Raw genomic sequence first — 16,592 nt, 5'->3', positions numbered from 1 at the left:
TATTATGACTTACAATGCAGGGGAATATGACGTCATTGTAATTGGCGCCGGCCACGCAGGCTGTGAGGCCGCCCTTGCGGCAGCGCGAATGGGTGCGGAGACGCTGCTGCTGACCATCAATCTGGATATGGTCGCGTTTATGCCGTGTAACCCGTCCATCGGTGGACCGGCGAAAGGTCACGTCGTCCGCGAAATCGACGCGCTTGGCGGAGAGATGGGACGCAACATTGACCGAACGTATATTCAGATGCGCATGCTCAATACCGGTAAAGGTCCGGCGGTTCATGCTTTGCGCGCGCAGGCCGACAAATTTTTGTATCAGCACATCATGAAGGAAACGATTGAGAAGCAGGAGCGGCTGACGCTTCGCCAAGGGATGGCGGAGGAACTGGTCGTTGAGGATGGCGTGTGCAAAGGCGTCATCACGAAAACGGGTGCGACATATAGAGGAAGAGCGGTTGTGCTGACGACCGGAACCTATCTGCGCGGCAAAATAATTATGGGCGAATTGATGTACGAGAGCGGACCGAACAATCAGCAGCCGGCAGTGAAGCTGTCGGAGAATTTGCGCAGCCACGGACTGGAGCTTGTTCGCTTCAAAACGGGTACGCCGCCGCGGGTGCATAAAGACTCGATCGACTTCTCCCAAACGACGATTCAGCCGGGGGATGAGAAGCCGAAGTTTTTCTCTTTTGAGACGACAGAGGAGATCCCAAATCAGCTGCCTTGCTGGTTAACTTACACGTCGGAAAAAACACATCAAATCATTAATGATAATTTGCATCGCGCGCCGATGTTCTCCGGTGCGATCGAAGGAACCGGGCCGCGTTATTGTCCTTCCATTGAAGATAAAATTGTAAGATTTAGCGACAAGCCGCAGCATCAAATTTTCCTAGAGCCAGAAGGACGGAATACGAAGGAGTATTATGTTCAAGGGCTTTCCACTAGCATGCCGGAGGACGTGCAGCTGCAAATTTTACGTTCCATACCGGGGCTGGAGAAAGTGGAGATGATGCGTACCGGTTATGCGATCGAGTATGATGCCGTCGTTCCGACACAGCTGAAGCCTTCCCTCGAAACGAAGATCGTTGATGGGTTGTTTACGGCAGGACAAATTAACGGTACTTCCGGGTATGAGGAAGCGGCTGGTCAAGGCATTATGGCAGGAATTAACGCGGCGCGTAAGGTCCAAGGGAAAGAAGCTGTCATTTTGGATCGCTCTGAGGCGTATATAGGCGTACTTATTGATGATCTGGTGACCAAAGGAACGAGTGAGCCGTACCGGTTGTTAACGTCCAGAGCGGAATACCGTCTGCTGCTTCGTCATGATAATGCGGATTTGCGTTTGACGCCGACAGGTCATGAAATCGGGCTTATATCGGATGAGCGGTTCGCACGCTTCCAAATGAAGGTGCGACTGGTCGAAGAAGAGATGGAACGATTGAAAACAACGAAAGTGAAGCCGGCTGCTGAAGTGCAGCAGCTGCTTGCATCGCTCGGAAGCGCGGAATTGAATAACTCGGTAGATCTGCTCACACTTCTTCGCCGTCCGGAAGTAACGCTGGAGCATATCCATTCGCTATCGCCATCTCCGCTGGAATTGACGGAGGAGATGAAGGAGCAGGTCGAAATTCAAGTGAAGTACAGCGGCTATATTGAAAAACAGCTTGCGCAAGTAGAACGACTGCGGAAGATGGAGAAGAAGCGTATACCTGATGATATCGTCTATGAAGAGATTCATGGGATTGCTTCCGAGGCAAAGCAGAAACTCGCCAAAATCCGGCCGATCTCCATCGGGCAAGCATCACGGATCTCCGGCGTGACTCCAGCCGACATTTCGATATTGCTGGTCTATTTGGAACATTACAATAAAGTCGTGGCGGCTAGGGCGCAATGATGGATACGGTTCAACAGCAGTTTACCCAACTATTAAATCGTAGAAACATTTCATTATCGACAAAGCAGCTCGATCAGTTTGAAATTTATTATAAAGAGCTGGTCGATTGGAATGAACGAATGAACTTGACCGGCATAACGGAAAGGGAGCAAGTGTATATTAAACATTTTTACGACTCCCTTTCCCTCTCTTTTTTTGTACCCGTTACGCAAATCCGTTCCATTGCCGATATTGGGTCTGGCGCTGGTTTTCCAAGCCTCCCGTTGAAAATCGCTTTTCCGCATCTTGAGGTAACGATTGTCGATTCTCTAAATAAGCGCATCCAATTTTTGAAGCATTTGTGTGATAAGTTAGCGATTGGAAATGTAAACTGCGTTCATGGTCGGGCGGAAGATATAGCCCGGTTGCTAGCGCACAGAGATCGCTATGATATGGTGACGGCCAGAGCCGTCGCCAGGCTTGCCGTGCTGAATGAATTTTGTTTGCCTTTTGCCAAAAGCGGAGGAACGTTTGTTGCAATGAAGGGGCAAGACATGCAGCAAGAAATGGATGAGGCTGCTTACAGTTTAAAAGAATTGAACGGGAAGTTACTGCAAACGCATCGTTTTGAATTGCCGGTTGAAGAATCGACTCGCCATATTATTGTGATTGGCAAAGAAGGGACGACGCCGCGGAAATATCCGCGCAAGGCTGGAATGCCATTAAAAACTCCATTACTTCGCGTGTAATGATGTTTCACGTGGAACATATTTCAAGTTACTATTCAGATAGAGTGAGAGAAATGAATTGTTAAGGCCGCATTATGATGGATGCTATCACTATAAGCTGAATCGATAGCGACAATGAAACAAATGGATGCATGGAACATAAATATCTAGTTGTGTATACGCAATTATTGTGAATCGTATGATGATGAGTATAAGGGTAAATAGGGCTTTATGTTATATATGAGAGAAACGTTGTCGTGAAAGTGCCGGATGTGAATGTTTCTTGAATTGTAGAATCCTACAATAAAGTTGTTTGCTTATGACAGCAGGAATTTAGATATTTCTGGAGAATTATTTATATAGACACAATATTTATCGGTGAAGAGATCGGGTGGTTATCGTAATGAAGGAACAACTTTCCAAATTGTTCGGTTTTAACGATAAGGCTTCGCCAGACGAAGTGAAGAATGTTCCGGTCAATGACATCGTACCGAGTCCGTATCAGCCTAGAACGATATTTGATGACGAGCGGATTGAGGAACTATCACAAACCATTAAGACACATGGCGTTATTCAGCCCATTGTTGTGCGCGTTCGAAATAACCGGTTTGAGATCATTGCGGGGGAACGTCGTTGGCGGGCGGTCAGGAAGCTTGGGTATGATACGATTCCTGCTATCGTGAAGGAATTCAATGATTCGCAAGCGGCTTCGATCGCGTTGATTGAAAATTTGCAGCGTGAAGGCTTGACGGCTATCGAAGAAGCCATTGCTTATCAACAGTTGATCGATCTGCATCATCTTACGCAGGAAAGCCTTGCGCAAAGATTAGGGAAAAGCCAATCGACGATTGCCAACAAGATCAGACTGCTGCAATTGTCTGAGCCGGTGAAGCTGGCATTGATTGACCGCAAAATCACAGAACGGCATGCCAGGGCATTGTTGGCTCTTGATCAAGAGGAGCCTCAACTGAAAATGCTGGAGGAAGTCATCACGAAGGAATTGAACGTAAAGCAAACGGAAGCGCGAATTGCGTTATTGAAGGAATCGGCCAAAAGTAAAGGGAAAGCCAAACGAGTATCGTTCTCCAAAGATGTTAGACTGGCTCTCAATACGATCAGACAATCCGTAGACATGGTGGCTTCATCCGGTTTGCCCATTAATACAAGTGAGCAAGATCATGATGATCATTATGAGATTGTAATTCGTATACCAAAGAGGTAAAATAGATAAAGTAATATTATTTCATACTAGATTCGTAGAAAAACGATAGCCTCGTAACGAGGCTTTTCTTTTCTTGTTTTTCTTTGCGACTGGTATGTTGTTTTTATTGCTTGTGAATTAATGAATTTGCTCCGTGTGGGCGATATTTTTTTGCTTGTGTGGAGTATGATGTAACGCATTTGAGGAAAATCTTTTTTTGATGTGTTGTAATCGAAGTAAAGTCTACAGACACATTAACGCTGGTTGTTGTCGAATTATATTGTATAATGTCTATTTTTTTGTCTATTTAAAAGTTTTCCATGTGTTGATTTGCTAGATTCGATAGATTCGCAATTTTATATTAGGCTATCAAGTCGCAATGCCGTTTTTTGAGAGTGATTATAATGTCTAATTGGCTGATACGCTGAATCGGCAAGGTGAGAATGCAGCAGTAAGGTCGACGGACTTCAATGGCAATAATACATCATTACAAAGATTCATACACATTAAATTGTGTATTAGAGGTGAAATGATTTTGTCCAAGATAATCGCCATTACCAACCAAAAGGGTGGAGTGGGAAAAACAACGACTTCTGTTAATTTGGGTGCATCCCTTGCATCGTTAGGTAAGAGAGTATTGCTCGTTGACATTGATCCCCAAGGAAATACGACAAGCGGTATTGGCGTAAGCAAAGCTGACGTTACATACTGTATTTATGATGTGCTTATTAATGATGTGCATCCGAAAGATGCGACGGTTGATACGAATATCCCTAATTTGAAAATTATCCCAGCCACGATTCAGCTGGCAGGTGCGGAAATTGAACTTGTACCGACGATCTCCAGGGAAGTGCGGTTAAAAAAATCGCTTCAGTTGGTTAAGCATATGTATGATTATATCTTGATCGATTGCCCTCCTTCGCTTGGTATTCTCACCGTCAACTCTTTAACTGCTGCCGATTCGGTCATTATCCCGATTCAATGTGAGTACTACGCGTTGGAAGGACTGAGCCAACTGTTAAACACGGTTCGCCTTGTACAAAAACATTTGAACACAACGCTGCAAATTGAAGGCGTTTTGTTAACGATGTTTGACGCGCGTACGAATCTGGGTATGCAGGTTATCGAAGAGGTTAAAAAGTATTTTCAACAAAAAGTGTATCAAACGATCATACCGCGAAATATAAGACTTAGCGAAGCTCCGAGCCATGGACAGTCGATTATCACTTACGATCCGAAATCCAAAGGAGCTGAAGTGTATATGGAGCTTGCAAAGGAAGTGATTGCGCTTTGAGTAAACGGTTAGGTAAAGGTCTGGATGCGCTGCTGCCGGCTCTCAGTATTAATGATGACGATAAAGTCGTTGAAATTCCATTGGCACAGCTTCGGCCGAACCCGTATCAGCCGAGACGTAATTTTAATGAGGAATCGATTCAGGAATTGGCATCGTCTATTAAAGAACACGGAGTTATTCAACCGATCATTGTCCGAAGCGTTCTAAAAGGATTTGAGATTATTGCAGGGGAGAGACGGTTTCGGGCGTCTCAAGTATGCGGAAAAGCAACAATACCTGCGGTAGTGAAGAAGTTTACCGATCAACAAGTGATGGAAATTGCTTTGATCGAAAACGTACAGCGGGAAGATTTGAATGCAATGGAGATTGCCGTTGCTTATCAAGCATTGATTGACCAGTTTTCATTAACTCAAGAAGTACTAGCAGTAAAAGTTGGTAAGAGCCGTTCGCATATCGCGAACTTTTTGAGGTTGCTGCAGCTGCCTGAAGAAGTGAAGGAATATGTTTCACGTGGAACATTATCGATGGGTCATGCCAAAGCGATTGTCGGCTTGCGAGATAAAAAGCTGATCAAGGCGTTAGCGGACACAGCGATAAAAGAACAATGGAGCGTTCGTGAGCTGGAAGAAGAAGTGAAAAAGCTCGAGGAAAAGAACGATACCAAAAAGGCTAAGCTGAAACCAAAACGTAAAGATCCATATATTAATGAATTGGAAGAAAGCTTAAGAGAAACGTACCGGACAACGGTTAAAATAAGGCACGGTAACAATAAGGGTAAAATCGAGCTGCTGTATTACTCGAAAGAAGATTTGGACCGCTTGCTCGAGCTTCTTCAAGGAAAAACATCCTAAAGACAGACGATAGCATACCTGGGATACGGCTTGCGGTGAGCAGGCAAACTAGGTATGCTATCTTTATGTCGTTATATATCATGTGGTGAGAGCGGAGGATGGACCGATGTCAATCGTATATTTGGATCATGCGGCCTCGTCATGGCCTAAACCGCCAAAGGTAATGGAAGCCATGGTGCAGTGCATGGAACAATATGCAGCAAACCCGGGTAGAGGCAGCCATGAGATGGCAGTTAAAGCAAGTCGTGTGCTATTCGAGGGAAGGAAAAGTTTGGCAAATCTGTTTCGAGTTAAAAATCCGAATGATATTTCTTATACATTGAATACGACGATGTCACTGAACATTGCGATTAAAGGATTTGTGCAAGAAGGTGACCACATCATATGCACGGCCATTGAACATAATTCAGTCCGCCGCCCATTGGAGTATTTGAAGAAGACAAAAGGGATCAAAATATCGTATGTGAAAACAAATGCAAAAGGGGAACTATCGGTTGACGATATAGCAAACGAGTTTACCGCAAATACACGCTTAGTCGTGTGTACGCATGGTTCCAACTTGCTCGGAAGTTTGCTGCCGATTGCTGAAATTGGGCAATTATGTAAAGATAAAGGCGTGCGATTTCTGGTCGATGCCGCGCAAACCGCCGGGACGATCCCGATCGATGTAGGGCTAATGGGGATCGATATGCTTGCTTTTCCAGGGCATAAAGCATTGCTTGGTCCGCAAGGTACAGGGGGGCTCTACATTGCACCCGATCTGGAGCTGGAACCGCTGCTTCACGGAGGGACTGGCGGCCAATCGGAAGCGATTGACCAACCGACGGTACGCCCTGATCGATATGAAGCAGGAACGCAAAATACGGTAGGTATTGCAGGCTTGAACGAAGGAGTCAAGTTTGTTCTGCAGGAAGGAACAGATGCGATTCATCAGAAGGAATGGAATGCGACGCAGCGATTGATGGAAGGGCTCATGGGAATTCATGGCGTTTCCATATTGGGACCGGATTTGGGACAAAATAAAACAGGAATCGTATCCTTTACGATTGCGCAAGCGGATTCGTCGGAAGTTGCTTTTATACTTGATCAATCGTTTCAGATTGCCGTAAGAGCAGGATACCATTGCTCTCCGTTGGCCCATGAAATGGCAGGCACAATGGAAAGAGGTGCCGTTCGTGCAAGTGTAGGTTATTTCAATACGAATTCCGATATGGATCGACTCATTCAAGCCGTGAGAGAAATTGCCAAACATATGGCATAACGGGCTGGTTAGAGGCAGGGGGACAGGCATAAATGGGGGAAACGATTACGCAAATTCCAGTCGAAGTATTATTGTTCGGCGTCGGAATTATAATGTTGCTATTTCTTATTTTGTTAATTACGTTATGGGTAAAGCTGAATAACTTGAGAAGAAACTACAAAAAAATGATAAACGGCGAAGTGAATGCAGATGTGGAACAACTATTGATCCGTTTGCAAGAAAAGGGAAATGATCAAGAAGATCAAACGAAAAAAATCGAACATACGCTTCAGCAAGTGCAGGAGCGTATGCGAGGGATGAAATCCAATATAGAGATTGTACGTTACAATGCTTTTGCCGAAAGCGGAAGCGACCTCAGCTTCTCCGTGGCCATACTGGATGATACGCAAAGTGGTATTGTATTCTCGGGTATACATAATCGGGATCAAATGTACGTGTATGCAAAGCCGGTGGAGCGAGGACAGTCCACATATGCCTTGTCGCCTGAAGAGAAAGAAGCGATTACTCGATGCGGGCCAAAGAGCTAGGATTCCATTGATGCCTGTTCGTTAGTGCAGAATAAACCGATTTGGCGATCGTTTCCGCCATGGTCATAACCAGGCTGAGGCGTGTGTTTTGCAATACGAAGTATTCCATGAATCCACCTACATTTACAATTCCTGTAACATGCATGTCGCCGACAGGGGGAAGATCCTTGTTAACGCCAGCGCCCGGTTTAACGGGGCCCTGCCCGATTTGAATGCAGCCAACGCTGGTCAGTTGACCGAGGCAAGCATCTACGGCAATAATGTATGGATTGTTGAAATGCTGGTGAATCGTCGTAAGCGTGTCGTTCAAATTCATCGCGTGCACGGGATGCTCTAAAGTACCATAAAGATGAAGTCCGTCGATGTTTTGCTTTTTGAGATTTGATCCGACGAGCGGTCCAAGGGCATCGCCGGTAGAGCGATCAGTACCGACGCACACGACGACAATCGGCTGATGCGATGGAACTTGCTGAAGCGAAGCGGATAACCGTTCGGCGACCAGTTCGATGCAGTTCGACTCGGAATGGGAGATTTTCATGATCTCATTATCTTTCGGTTTACTAGCATCTTTCGAAAAAGGTAGTTTCATAGCAAAGCCTCCCATGAAGATCGCAGCGATCTTGTAATATATAGGAAATAATTGTTACTAGTATACGGTCGAAAGCTAGATTTTATACGTAGAAACAAAAATAAAGAGGGGTGGAGCCATGCTGCTGATGGCTTTTGATTCAACGCAGCAAGCGCTGAGAGCGGAAATGCTGCTGGAATATGCTGATATCGAGAATGACATGTGTCCCACGCCTAAAGAAATTACGGCCGGCTGCGCGCTTTCGCTGGAATTTCCAGAGGAAGCGCTTGAAGAGGTGAAAAGCATCATTAAAGAAGAACGCGTCGACATCCGCGGTATTTTTAGCAAAGTGGAAAATAATTATGTTATGATAGTGCTATGAGGTGGAACCTTAATGGATCAAATCATGCAGAAGCTACAAGCGGAGGGAAACTCGACCCGTCAATGGTCAGGGATTTGGGATGAGGTGAAAACAAAGACCGTCAGTTACGTCACCGATCCGGAAATATGGACGGGATTGCTGCTAGCCATCATCAAAATTGTTTGCATCTATATTGCAGCCCGCATTATTACGAAAATCGCCAATAAAGCATTGCAGCACATGATGGTGGAACGCGAGAAAAGCCCCTTGAAGTTTGATACGCGCCGGACGAAAACGATCGGCAAGCTTATCGGCAATATTGTAACGTATGTCGTGAATTTCATCATGATATTGATGATACTCAACCAGTTCGGCGTAAGCCTGGCTCCCGTTCTGGCCGGGGCTGGTGTTGTCGGTTTGGCCGTTGGATTCGGGGCCCAAAGTCTCGTGAAAGATGTAATTACCGGTTTTTTTATAATATTCGAGGATCAATTCGCGGTAGGCGATGTCATTCAAATCGGGACATACCGGGGAACAGTTGAAGAGATTGGCTTGCGGGTTACGAGGATTCGCAGCTGGACGGGGGAAGAATTTATTATCCCGAACGGCACGATCACACAAGTTACAAATTTTTCCATAAACAATTCACTTGCGGTCGTCGATGTCATGGTATCGCACGAGACGGATATTGATGTAGCCATGAGACTGTTGGAGCGTACCGTTAAAGAGTATTATGAAAAAGATACGAATATGGTAAAAGAACCGGAGCTGTTGGGTGTGCAAATGTTGGGTGCCTCAGAAGTGACATTACGTGTTATAGTAGAGTGCAAGCCGGTCACCCAGTATGCGGTAGCAAGAAAGCTGAATGCGGAAATTAAAAGAGCGTTCCGCGAGCACGGCTTGGAAATGCCATACCCGAGATTGGTTACGTATCATAAGACGGAAAGGGCGGAATGACGATGGAAAAAAAACATTACGAATTGGGCGACATCGTCCAGATGAAAAAGCCGCATCCGTGCGGAACCAATGAGATGGAGATCATTCGGCTCGGCATGGACATTCGAATCAAATGCGTCGGCTGCAAGCACAGCGTGCTGGTGCCGCGGGCCAAATTCGAGAGCAAGCTGAAAAAAGTGCTGCGTTCGGCGTCGGCGGACGCTTCGAAAACATCGGAAGAAATGTAGCTCTCATTCGTAGGATGCATGATGTAAAAAAAATAACTGGAGCACTTGCCAAAAACGTTAATCATATGGTATTATAACTCTTGTCCCTTTTTGGACGCGGAAAGGTACCCAAGAGGCCCAAGGGGGCTGACTCGAAATCAGCTAGGCGGCGCAAGCCGTGCGTGGGTTCGAATCCCACTCTTTCCGCCATACATAACAAACCGACGACCTGAAGAGGTCGTTTTTTGTTGTTCTGAAAGGCAGTGGCTGGATTCATAATAAAGAACCGCCATGGATTGGCGGCGCGATTCTTAGTAGTGTTCTTTCTATATAATGACTAATGACGGCTGCGAGAATGACGCGTAGCGGCAAATCGGTCAATGACGTATCCGATCACTGCCCAGCATACAATGGTCAGCGCATAAAGCGGGAGCGGGTTGATACCGGTATATTTGAAAATCGGGTAAAACCAGGCCGGCACGCTGAGCGCATAGAACAGCAAATAGACCGGGTCGTACTCATGACCAAAAAAGTGAACGATGCACAGTGCGACACCGAGTAATGTCAGAGCACTTGTATATTTATAGCGCATAAAGGTTCTCCTTTGCGTAGTGTAATGCATGTGGGATTCCCCGCCTGATGCCTGAATGATAGTGCAGGTTCAGGCGGGGAAGACAAGCCTAGCCGCGGAACACTTTTTTCCACTTGCGGTTGTGATTTGTCGTCATCGGGAATTCGTCACCCTTTTGCAATGTGATCATTTGCGGGTTGCTGATTCCCATATGGAAGGCATCTTCGCCGACTTCCATATACTCACCGTCGTTCGGCGCCTTGTCGCCCGGACGGAATTGACTCCATTCACCCATGGCAGGTCACCTCCTGTAGTTGGTGTAATGTTAGACTTTCCTTAAGCGGCAAGAAGCATGAGCATTAATAATTGCCAACCAGGCAAGTTGATGCGGTTCGCAGTTTTACTTGCTTTGGGCAGGCAATTTTGCTATAGTATTATGGTGCGAGTTTGGGAAACCTATTTTACTCGCTCCTTGCTCTTGACGGTACAAGCCGAATCAAGGGCCATAGTCCAGAAGGAGGTGGCAACATGCGCAAATATGAAGTGATGTACATCATCCGTCCTGATCTCGAGCAGGAAGCTGTTCAGGCTACGGTGGAGAAGTTCCAAAACATCATCAACAACGGTGGCGAAATTACGAAGCACGATGTGATGGGTAAGCGCCGTCTTGCGTATGAGATCAACAAGATTCGTGACGGTCATTATGTGTTGGTGCAATTCAACGCTAACAACGAGATCGTTAACGAGCTTGACCGCGTAATGAAGATTTCCGACGAAATCATTCGTTACCTGATCGTTAGAGACGTAGCTTAAGGCCTCGTGCCGTAATCGAATCCGGGAGGGAATACGGATGTTGAATCGTGTAATTCTGATCGGCAGGCTGACACGCGACCCCGAATTGCGCTATACGCCCGCAGGTGTGGCTGTAACCCAGTTCACGCTTGCTGTAGACCGACCATTTTCCAGCAATCAAGGCCAGCGTGAAGCGGATTTTATTCCGGTTGTCACATGGCGGCAGCTCGCGGAGACGTGCGCGAATTACCTTCGCAAAGGACGTCTGGCCGCAGTCGAAGGCCGCATTCAAGTACGCAATTACGACAACAATGAAGGCCGGCGCGTATACGTGACGGAGATCATTGCTGACAATGTGCGCTTCTTGGAGTCGGCGAATAGCGGCGGCAATCGTGACGATGGCATGGGAATGGGCGCTCCAAGCGGCGGCGGCGGTGGAGGCGGCAACCGTGGAAGCTACGGCGGAGGACGAGACAACCAGGATCCGTTCCAGGATGACGGAAAACCGATTGACATTTCCGATGATGATTTGCCGTTCTAACGCAATGCAAGAGCGGTAAACGAACATTCCACGTAGAAAGGACTGAATGCACCATGGAACAAAGAAGAGAACGCAACTTTGAAGATCGCGGTGAAAGAAAGTTCAGCGGCCGCGGCAAAAAAGGCGGAAAGCGCCGTAAAGTTTGCTACTTCACTGTGAACAAAATTAAGCACATTGATTATAAAGATATCGAAACGCTTAAAAAGTTCATCTCCGAGCGCGGCAAGATTCTTCCTCGCCGTGTAACCGGTACTTCCGCAAAGTATCAGCGTGCCCTGACAATCGCGATCAAACGCGCTCGTCAAATCGCATTGCTGCCTTACACAACGGAATAAGAAAAGTTTCTGATCGAAGCGATTCGATTAAGATACATTCGTGACTGAGAGAGAACTGCCGGCGGCCGCCGGCAGTTCTCTTTATTTGTGTCCAAAACGCGCTCGTCTAAATTTTCAACAGAAGGCGTAACATGTTATGATGGTGAGGTGGGCGAGCACGTACGTTGTTAGAAGTAGAAAGGCAGGGAGAATCGTTGAACATTGCATTTTTTCTGGTGCCCAAAGAGGAAGTTATATTCTTATCGCCTCATTCCACGATGCGGCAGGCGCTCGAACGGATGGAGTACCACCGCTATTCGGCAGTACCGTTAATTGATGAAGAAGGAAAGTATGTGGGAACGATAACAGAAGGGGACTTGTTGTGGAAGCTGAAACATACGCCTGAAATCGGATTCGATAACGCGCACAAGGTGCAGTTGAAAGACGTCGCACAGCATATGGCCATTAAGCCGGTGCGGATCGACCAGCAGATGCAGGACTTGATCACGCTGGCGACCAATCAGAACTATGTGCCAGTGATCGATGATCAAGAGGTATTTATCGGTATCATTCGAAGAAGAGAAATCATCGATTATTGCTTCAAGCTGTGGCAGTCCGAACAAAAGGTATAGAAAGTGTGGTATAATTAACTAATGTGACGCAAATTCAGCAAGCTGCTGAAACGGGGGACGCAGGCAAGCCAATTCCTGAAGGAGGGCGGCATGGTATGGAGAGAGACGTCGATTTGGCCAGACGCGCAAAAATTATTGAATGGCTCAAAACCGAAATCGTCGATCAAATGGCCCGCTTGCTGAAAGGCATCTGGGAAGGAAGCCATCATAAAATTGTGGATGGACTGGCGAGTCTCGTTGCGTGCTGTTACATCCTGGGCCGCCGTCTGGGCATTTCGCTTCACAGTTTGGACGAGGCGGTGCTCGATAAAATGAGACAGCATCGTCAAGAAGGGCATCAGCTCGAAGAATGGTATGGCGATATTTCCGCCGTAGAAGAACATTTGCGTAAGAGGTGAACGGCTTGGAAGGAACGACAAAGTCGCGAATGCTCGGCTGGAGCATCGCCTACATTGTATTATTATTATCGATTATCCTGCCGCCGATCAACCTGATCACTGCATGTTTATTGATGGTGCCGGTGCTCGTTATGTATGTGAAGCTGGGAACGCAGCGTTTTTTAATACATTATATCGTTTGTCTGGCTGCTGTTTATGTACTGTCATCCATGTTGTTGGCCGGTTGGGTCGGGGCGATCATGGTATCGATCTCGCTGTTTTTTTTGCCGCCCGTCATCCAGATGGGCAACTTGTACAAGAAACGCGCTCCGGCGCGCACTGTGCTTACCGTAGGCACGGTGACCCTCCTGGCCGAGCTGCTGTTAAGCTTGATTGTCAGCAATGTGCTCGGTCTTGAGCCGGTTAGCAAGATGAAGCAGTTCATGATCGAGAGCGTGCAGACGCTGCCGCCGCAGCTGCAGAGCGTTATGGCGATTGACCTGGATACGCTTGTGCAGTTGATGGTGCAGATGCTGCCATTGTATATGATCGGCTTCTCGCTGTTTTATGTCGTCGTCTCGCATTGGCTGGCCCGTAGAGCACTCGTGCGTTCGGGAGAATCGATACCGGCGTTCAAGCCGATTCGGGACTGGATGCTGCCCAAATCGTTCGTGTGGTTTTATTTGATCGCTCTCATTCTGGAAATGTTCGTGCGTGATTCGAAGTCGATCGTCTTTACGATGCTGCTCAATCTGCTGCCCCTATTGACGGCAGCCTTTGCGCTTCAAGCGTTGTCGTTTCTATTCTATCTCGCGCATGTGAATCGATGGAACAAGGTGGTGCCGGTGATCGGCATTCTGCTGCTGTTGTTTTTCCCGCCGGCCTATTTTTTGTTCAGTCTGCTCGGTGTATTCGATGTTGCGTTTCCGATCCGGGACCGATTGACCCGCAAGTGAACTTTATAGGGATTAGGAGCGAGTGAAATGCCGAAGTTCCTGTTAAAGCGTTGGCACGGTATGCATATCGTATGGATCTACGCTCTGCTGACGCTGCTGATTTTTATTTTATTTCTCTATCAGTGGCAGATCAGCGTGGTCGCTTTGGTGCTTGCGGGCACACTGGGTTATTTCACGCTGAAAGCGGAGCAGGCGTTCCGCAAAGATTTGAACCATTACGTAGCGACGTTGTCACATCGAGTGAAACGGGCGGGCAGCGAAGTCATTCACGAATTGCCGATCGGCATTTTGCTGTATAACGAAGAGAAAGTCATTGAATGGCATAATCCGTTTGTCGCGAAAATGACCGGAACGGATTCCTTGATCGGCGAGTCGGTGCTGGAGCGGTTTCCTGCGCTGAAGACGCGCAAAGACAAGGATACAAGGCTTGAGATCGACATCGACAAGCGGAAGTATGAGGTTCAAATCAAGACGGAAGAACGGCTGCTGTATTTCACGGACGTTACGCTGATCAAGTCGCTGCAAAGGCGCTACGAGGAAGAAAAGCTGGCGATCGGCCTGGTCATGATGGACAATCTGGAGGAAGCGACGCAAGGCATCGACGATCAGACCCGCAGCATCATGATGGCGAAAGTGACGGGCGAAATTACCGAATGGGCGCAAAAGAACAACTTGTACTTGCGGCGCACCGCTTCCGACCGGTACATGGTGCTGATGGATCAAAAAGGGTTGAAAGCGCTGGAGCAGTCGCGCTTCGAAATATTGGACGAAGTGCGTGACATTACGATTGAGAACAAGCTGCCGATGACGCTTAGCGTCGGCATCGCATCCGGCGCTTCTTCGCTTACGGAGCTCGGGCAGTGGGCGCAGACGTCGCTCGATATGGCGCTTGGCCGCGGCGGGGACCAGGCGGCTGTTAAAGTAGGCGAGCGGCTGTCCTTCTACGGCGGGCGGACGAATGCGATTGAGAAACGAACGCGCGTCAGGGCGCGGGTCATCTCGCATGCGCTGCGCGATTTGATCAAAGAGAGCGAAAAGGTGCTCATCATGGGGCACCGCAATCCGGATATGGATGCGATCGGCGCAGCCATCGGCGTATTGAAGATGGCGCATGTAAGCAATAAGGAAGGCTACATCGTACTGGAAGGGGTTAACCCCTCGATACAGAAGCTGATGGAGATCATCTATGAAGACGAGAAGCTGAACCGGTGGTTCATTACACCGGAGCAGGCGATGCAGATTACGAACGGACGGTCGCTGACAGTTGTCGTCGATACGCACCGCGCCATGATGACGCCCGAGCCGCGGCTATTGCAGATGACATCGCGCAAGGTGGTTGTGGACCATCACCGCCGCAGTGAAGATTTTATTCATGACGCGACGCTCGTCTACATGGAGCCGTATGCTTCGTCGACATGCGAGCTGGTGACCGAGCTGCTGCAGTATTTCCACGAACGGCTGTCGATGGGCGTGCTGGAGGCGACGGCGCTGCTCGCAGGCATTGTCGTCGATACGAAGAGCTTCAGCCTGCGTACCGGCGCGAGGACGTTCGAGGCGGCGTCGTTCCTCAGACGCAACGGCGCGGACTCTACGATGATTCAGCGGCTGCTCAAGGAAGATCTGGACTCTTATATCCAGAAGGCGGAAATTATTAAGAACGCTGTCGTCATCTTCGACCATATCGCCTTGGCGGTCAATGAGCCGGGACGCAAATATTCTCAGTTGCTCATTGCTCAAGTAGCTGATACATTGTTAACTATGACAGGCATTATGGCGTCGTTCGTCATCAGCGAGCGGCCGGACGGACTGATCGGCATCAGCGCAAGGTCGCTCGGGCAGATGAACGTCCAGGTCGTGATGGAGCGGCTGGGCGGCGGCGGCCATCTGACCAACGCAGCGACGCAGCTCGAGGGCACGGTGGTCGAAGCGACGCAGCGGCTCAAGCAAGTACTTAGCGAGATTCAAGCGGAGGAGGGGCTTTTCGAATGAAAGTCATCTTATTGAAGGACGTTAAAGGACAAGGGAAAAAGGGCGAAGTGAAGGAAGTATCCGAAGGATACGCCAATAACTTCTTATTAAAGCAAAAGCTGGCTGTGCCGGCGAGCGACGGCGCGATGAAGACGCTGGACCTGCAGAAGAAAGCGGAAGAAAACAAGAAGGCGCAGGAGAAGGCGAATGCGCAAGAGCTCGGGCAGAAGCTCGGTGAGCTGACGGTACAGGTAAAGGCCAAGTCCGGAGCGGACGGAAGGCTGTTCGGCGCCGTATCGAACAAGCAAGTAGGGGAAGCGCTCGAGAAGCTCGGCACTAAGCTCGATAAGCGCAAAATTATCATGGACGAACCGATCCGCACGCTGGGCGTGACCGAGGTCGCCGTGAAGCTGCATCCGGAAGTGACCGCAAAGCTGAAGGTTCAGGTTGTAGAAGAGTAATCGCTCCAGGGGAATAACCGCCTGGGCCCCTGATGGAGGGGGCGAGGCATATCGACAGCGGGCCGGCCGGAAGTATAGCCGGTCCGCTGTTTGTTCGTGAGCGGGCATTTAGGTAAGTTTGACATTGGCCGGACACGGTATTCGCGGTTT

The 16,592-nt window shown here is 48.3% G+C and carries 21 protein-coding genes and 1 tRNA gene; 19 read left to right on the top strand and 3 right to left on the bottom strand.

The genetic code is table 11. The annotated features are described in order from the left end of the window. Positions 1-4: 4 nt before the first annotated feature. The 7 genes from mnmG to KXG62_RS22110 all read left to right on the top strand — a co-directional run bounded on the left by mnmG (position 5) and on the right by KXG62_RS22110 (position 7,738). The gene (gene mnmG / locus KXG62_RS22140) at positions 5-1,897 is read left to right on the top strand and encodes a tRNA uridine-5-carboxymethylaminomethyl(34) synthesis enzyme MnmG (RefSeq protein WP_218094188.1); all 1,893 of its coding nucleotides are present in this window, start codon (positions 5-7) and stop codon (positions 1,895-1,897) included. Then, positions 1,897-2,625, top strand: a complete 729-nt coding sequence (gene rsmG, locus KXG62_RS22135; RefSeq protein ID WP_218094206.1) for a 16S rRNA (guanine(527)-N(7))-methyltransferase RsmG — start codon at positions 1,897-1,899, stop codon at positions 2,623-2,625. The genes mnmG and rsmG overlap by 1 nt, the downstream gene beginning before the upstream one ends. Positions 2,626-3,007: 382 nt before the next feature. Further along, a complete protein-coding gene (gene noc / locus KXG62_RS22130; protein WP_218094187.1) occupies positions 3,008-3,826 on the top strand; it encodes a nucleoid occlusion protein in 819 nt (272 codons plus the stop codon). Between the two features lie 514 nt (positions 3,827-4,340). Continuing rightward, positions 4,341-5,099, top strand: coding sequence for a ParA family protein (locus KXG62_RS22125; protein ID WP_218094186.1), 759 nt, complete (start codon positions 4,341-4,343; stop codon positions 5,097-5,099). After that, positions 5,096-5,950, top strand: coding sequence for a ParB/RepB/Spo0J family partition protein (locus KXG62_RS22120; protein ID WP_218094185.1), 855 nt, complete (start codon positions 5,096-5,098; stop codon positions 5,948-5,950). Before KXG62_RS22125 ends, KXG62_RS22120 begins: the two co-directional genes overlap by 4 nt. Positions 5,951-6,056: 106 nt before the next feature. After that, on the top strand, positions 6,057-7,211 hold the full coding sequence (locus KXG62_RS22115) for an aminotransferase class V-fold PLP-dependent enzyme (protein ID WP_218094184.1): 1,155 nt from the start codon (positions 6,057-6,059) through the stop codon (positions 7,209-7,211). A 32-nt stretch (positions 7,212-7,243) separates the two neighbouring features. Beyond that, positions 7,244-7,738 (top strand): DUF4446 family protein, encoded by a 495-nt coding sequence (locus KXG62_RS22110; RefSeq protein ID WP_218094183.1) that lies wholly within the window; start codon positions 7,244-7,246, stop codon positions 7,736-7,738. Here the strand turns inward: KXG62_RS22110 and yyaC are convergent. Next, positions 7,713-8,327 carry a spore protease YyaC gene (gene yyaC, locus KXG62_RS22105; RefSeq protein ID WP_218094182.1) on the bottom strand — a complete coding sequence of 205 codons (615 nt, stop codon included), beginning with the start codon at positions 8,325-8,327 and terminating at the stop codon, positions 7,713-7,715. The genes KXG62_RS22110 and yyaC overlap by 26 nt on opposite strands. A gap of 118 nt (positions 8,328-8,445) precedes the next feature. On the opposite strand from yyaC, the gene KXG62_RS22100 reads away from it, so the two are divergent. The 4 genes from KXG62_RS22100 to KXG62_RS22085 all read left to right on the top strand — a co-directional run bounded on the left by KXG62_RS22100 (position 8,446) and on the right by KXG62_RS22085 (position 10,040). After that, positions 8,446-8,688: a putative Se/S carrier protein gene (locus KXG62_RS22100; protein WP_218094181.1), complete on the top strand. Its 243-nt coding sequence runs from the start codon at positions 8,446-8,448 to the stop codon at positions 8,686-8,688. Positions 8,689-8,700: 12 nt separating this feature from the next. After that, on the top strand, positions 8,701-9,624 hold the full coding sequence (locus tag KXG62_RS22095; RefSeq protein WP_218094180.1) for a mechanosensitive ion channel family protein: 924 nt from the start codon (positions 8,701-8,703) through the stop codon (positions 9,622-9,624). A 2-nt stretch (positions 9,625-9,626) separates the two neighbouring features. Continuing rightward, on the top strand, positions 9,627-9,851 hold the full coding sequence (locus KXG62_RS22090; protein ID WP_218094179.1) for a DUF951 domain-containing protein: 225 nt from the start codon (positions 9,627-9,629) through the stop codon (positions 9,849-9,851). Positions 9,852-9,949: 98 nt separating this feature from the next. Next, positions 9,950-10,040, top strand: a tRNA-Ser gene (locus tag KXG62_RS22085). A 127-nt stretch (positions 10,041-10,167) separates the two neighbouring features. Here KXG62_RS22085 and KXG62_RS22080 read toward each other — a convergent pair. Together KXG62_RS22080 and KXG62_RS22075 are read right to left on the bottom strand one after the other, a co-directional pair. Next, positions 10,168-10,422: a hypothetical protein gene (locus KXG62_RS22080; protein ID WP_218094178.1), complete on the bottom strand. Its 255-nt coding sequence runs from the start codon at positions 10,420-10,422 to the stop codon at positions 10,168-10,170. 88 nt (positions 10,423-10,510) lie between these two features. Continuing rightward, positions 10,511-10,696, bottom strand: a complete 186-nt coding sequence (locus KXG62_RS22075; RefSeq protein WP_218094177.1) for a YjzC family protein — start codon at positions 10,694-10,696, stop codon at positions 10,511-10,513. 233 nt (positions 10,697-10,929) lie between these two features. On the opposite strand from KXG62_RS22075, the gene rpsF reads away from it, so the two are divergent. The 8 genes from rpsF (at position 10,930) to rplI (ending at position 16,442) form a co-directional block, all read left to right on the top strand. Continuing rightward, a complete protein-coding gene (gene rpsF / locus KXG62_RS22070; RefSeq protein WP_218094176.1) occupies positions 10,930-11,214 on the top strand; it encodes a 30S ribosomal protein S6 in 285 nt (94 codons plus the stop codon). 37 nt (positions 11,215-11,251) lie between these two features. Then, positions 11,252-11,734, top strand: coding sequence for a single-stranded DNA-binding protein (gene ssb, locus KXG62_RS22065; RefSeq protein WP_218094175.1), 483 nt, complete (start codon positions 11,252-11,254; stop codon positions 11,732-11,734). A gap of 53 nt (positions 11,735-11,787) precedes the next feature. Further along, complete coding sequence (gene rpsR / locus KXG62_RS22060) at positions 11,788-12,069, top strand: 30S ribosomal protein S18 (RefSeq protein WP_218094174.1); 282 nt, start codon at positions 11,788-11,790, stop codon at positions 12,067-12,069. A gap of 194 nt (positions 12,070-12,263) precedes the next feature. Further along, on the top strand, positions 12,264-12,680 hold the full coding sequence (locus tag KXG62_RS22055) for a CBS domain-containing protein (RefSeq protein ID WP_218094173.1): 417 nt from the start codon (positions 12,264-12,266) through the stop codon (positions 12,678-12,680). A 95-nt stretch (positions 12,681-12,775) separates the two neighbouring features. Next, on the top strand, positions 12,776-13,078 hold the full coding sequence (locus KXG62_RS22050; RefSeq protein ID WP_218094172.1) for a MazG-like family protein: 303 nt from the start codon (positions 12,776-12,778) through the stop codon (positions 13,076-13,078). A gap of 5 nt (positions 13,079-13,083) precedes the next feature. Then, positions 13,084-14,013, top strand: a complete 930-nt coding sequence (locus tag KXG62_RS22045) for a DUF2232 domain-containing protein (RefSeq protein ID WP_246627581.1) — start codon at positions 13,084-13,086, stop codon at positions 14,011-14,013. A 27-nt stretch (positions 14,014-14,040) separates the two neighbouring features. Next, complete coding sequence (locus tag KXG62_RS22040) at positions 14,041-16,002, top strand: DHH family phosphoesterase (RefSeq protein WP_218094171.1); 1,962 nt, start codon at positions 14,041-14,043, stop codon at positions 16,000-16,002. Next, the gene (gene rplI / locus KXG62_RS22035; protein WP_218094170.1) at positions 15,999-16,442 is read left to right on the top strand and encodes a 50S ribosomal protein L9; all 444 of its coding nucleotides are present in this window, start codon (positions 15,999-16,001) and stop codon (positions 16,440-16,442) included. Before KXG62_RS22040 ends, rplI begins: the two co-directional genes overlap by 4 nt. Positions 16,443-16,592: the final 150 nt, after the last annotated feature.

Origin of the sequence: Paenibacillus solanacearum (genome assembly GCF_910593845.1) — a bacterium.
GTDB classification, from domain to species: Bacteria; Bacillota; Bacilli; order Paenibacillales; family NBRC-103111; genus Paenibacillus_G; species Paenibacillus_G solanacearum.
Note: the sequence above shows the minus strand (reverse complement) of the source record. Positions and strands in the feature narration are given on the sequence as shown.

Bases quoted from the DNA above. Each gene is read 5' to 3' on its own strand.
- rpsF (WP_218094176.1), top strand. From the start codon at position 10,930: ATGCGCAAATATGAAGTGATGTACATCATCCGTCCTGATCTCGAGCAG.
- KXG62_RS22080 (WP_218094178.1), bottom strand. From the start codon at position 10,422: ATGCGCTATAAATATACAAGTGCTCTGACATTACTCGGTGTCGCACTG.
- KXG62_RS22115 (WP_218094184.1), top strand. From the start codon at position 6,057: ATGTCAATCGTATATTTGGATCATGCGGCCTCGTCATGGCCTAAACCG.
- noc (WP_218094187.1), top strand. From the start codon at position 3,008: ATGAAGGAACAACTTTCCAAATTGTTCGGTTTTAACGATAAGGCTTCG.
- KXG62_RS22050 (WP_218094172.1), top strand. From the start codon at position 12,776: ATGGAGAGAGACGTCGATTTGGCCAGACGCGCAAAAATTATTGAATGG.
- mnmG (WP_218094188.1), top strand. From the start codon at position 5: ATGACTTACAATGCAGGGGAATATGACGTCATTGTAATTGGCGCCGGC.
- rpsR (WP_218094174.1), top strand. From the start codon at position 11,788: ATGGAACAAAGAAGAGAACGCAACTTTGAAGATCGCGGTGAAAGAAAG.
- rplI (WP_218094170.1), top strand. From the start codon at position 15,999: ATGAAAGTCATCTTATTGAAGGACGTTAAAGGACAAGGGAAAAAGGGC.
- KXG62_RS22110 (WP_218094183.1), top strand. From the start codon at position 7,244: ATGGGGGAAACGATTACGCAAATTCCAGTCGAAGTATTATTGTTCGGC.
- KXG62_RS22095 (WP_218094180.1), top strand. From the start codon at position 8,701: ATGGATCAAATCATGCAGAAGCTACAAGCGGAGGGAAACTCGACCCGT.
- KXG62_RS22040 (WP_218094171.1), top strand. From the start codon at position 14,041: ATGCCGAAGTTCCTGTTAAAGCGTTGGCACGGTATGCATATCGTATGG.
- KXG62_RS22100 (WP_218094181.1), top strand. From the start codon at position 8,446: ATGCTGCTGATGGCTTTTGATTCAACGCAGCAAGCGCTGAGAGCGGAA.
- ssb (WP_218094175.1), top strand. From the start codon at position 11,252: ATGTTGAATCGTGTAATTCTGATCGGCAGGCTGACACGCGACCCCGAA.
- yyaC (WP_218094182.1), bottom strand. From the start codon at position 8,327: ATGAAACTACCTTTTTCGAAAGATGCTAGTAAACCGAAAGATAATGAG.
- KXG62_RS22075 (WP_218094177.1), bottom strand. From the start codon at position 10,696: ATGGGTGAATGGAGTCAATTCCGTCCGGGCGACAAGGCGCCGAACGAC.
- rsmG (WP_218094206.1), top strand. From the start codon at position 1,897: ATGGATACGGTTCAACAGCAGTTTACCCAACTATTAAATCGTAGAAAC.
- KXG62_RS22090 (WP_218094179.1), top strand. From the start codon at position 9,627: ATGGAAAAAAAACATTACGAATTGGGCGACATCGTCCAGATGAAAAAG.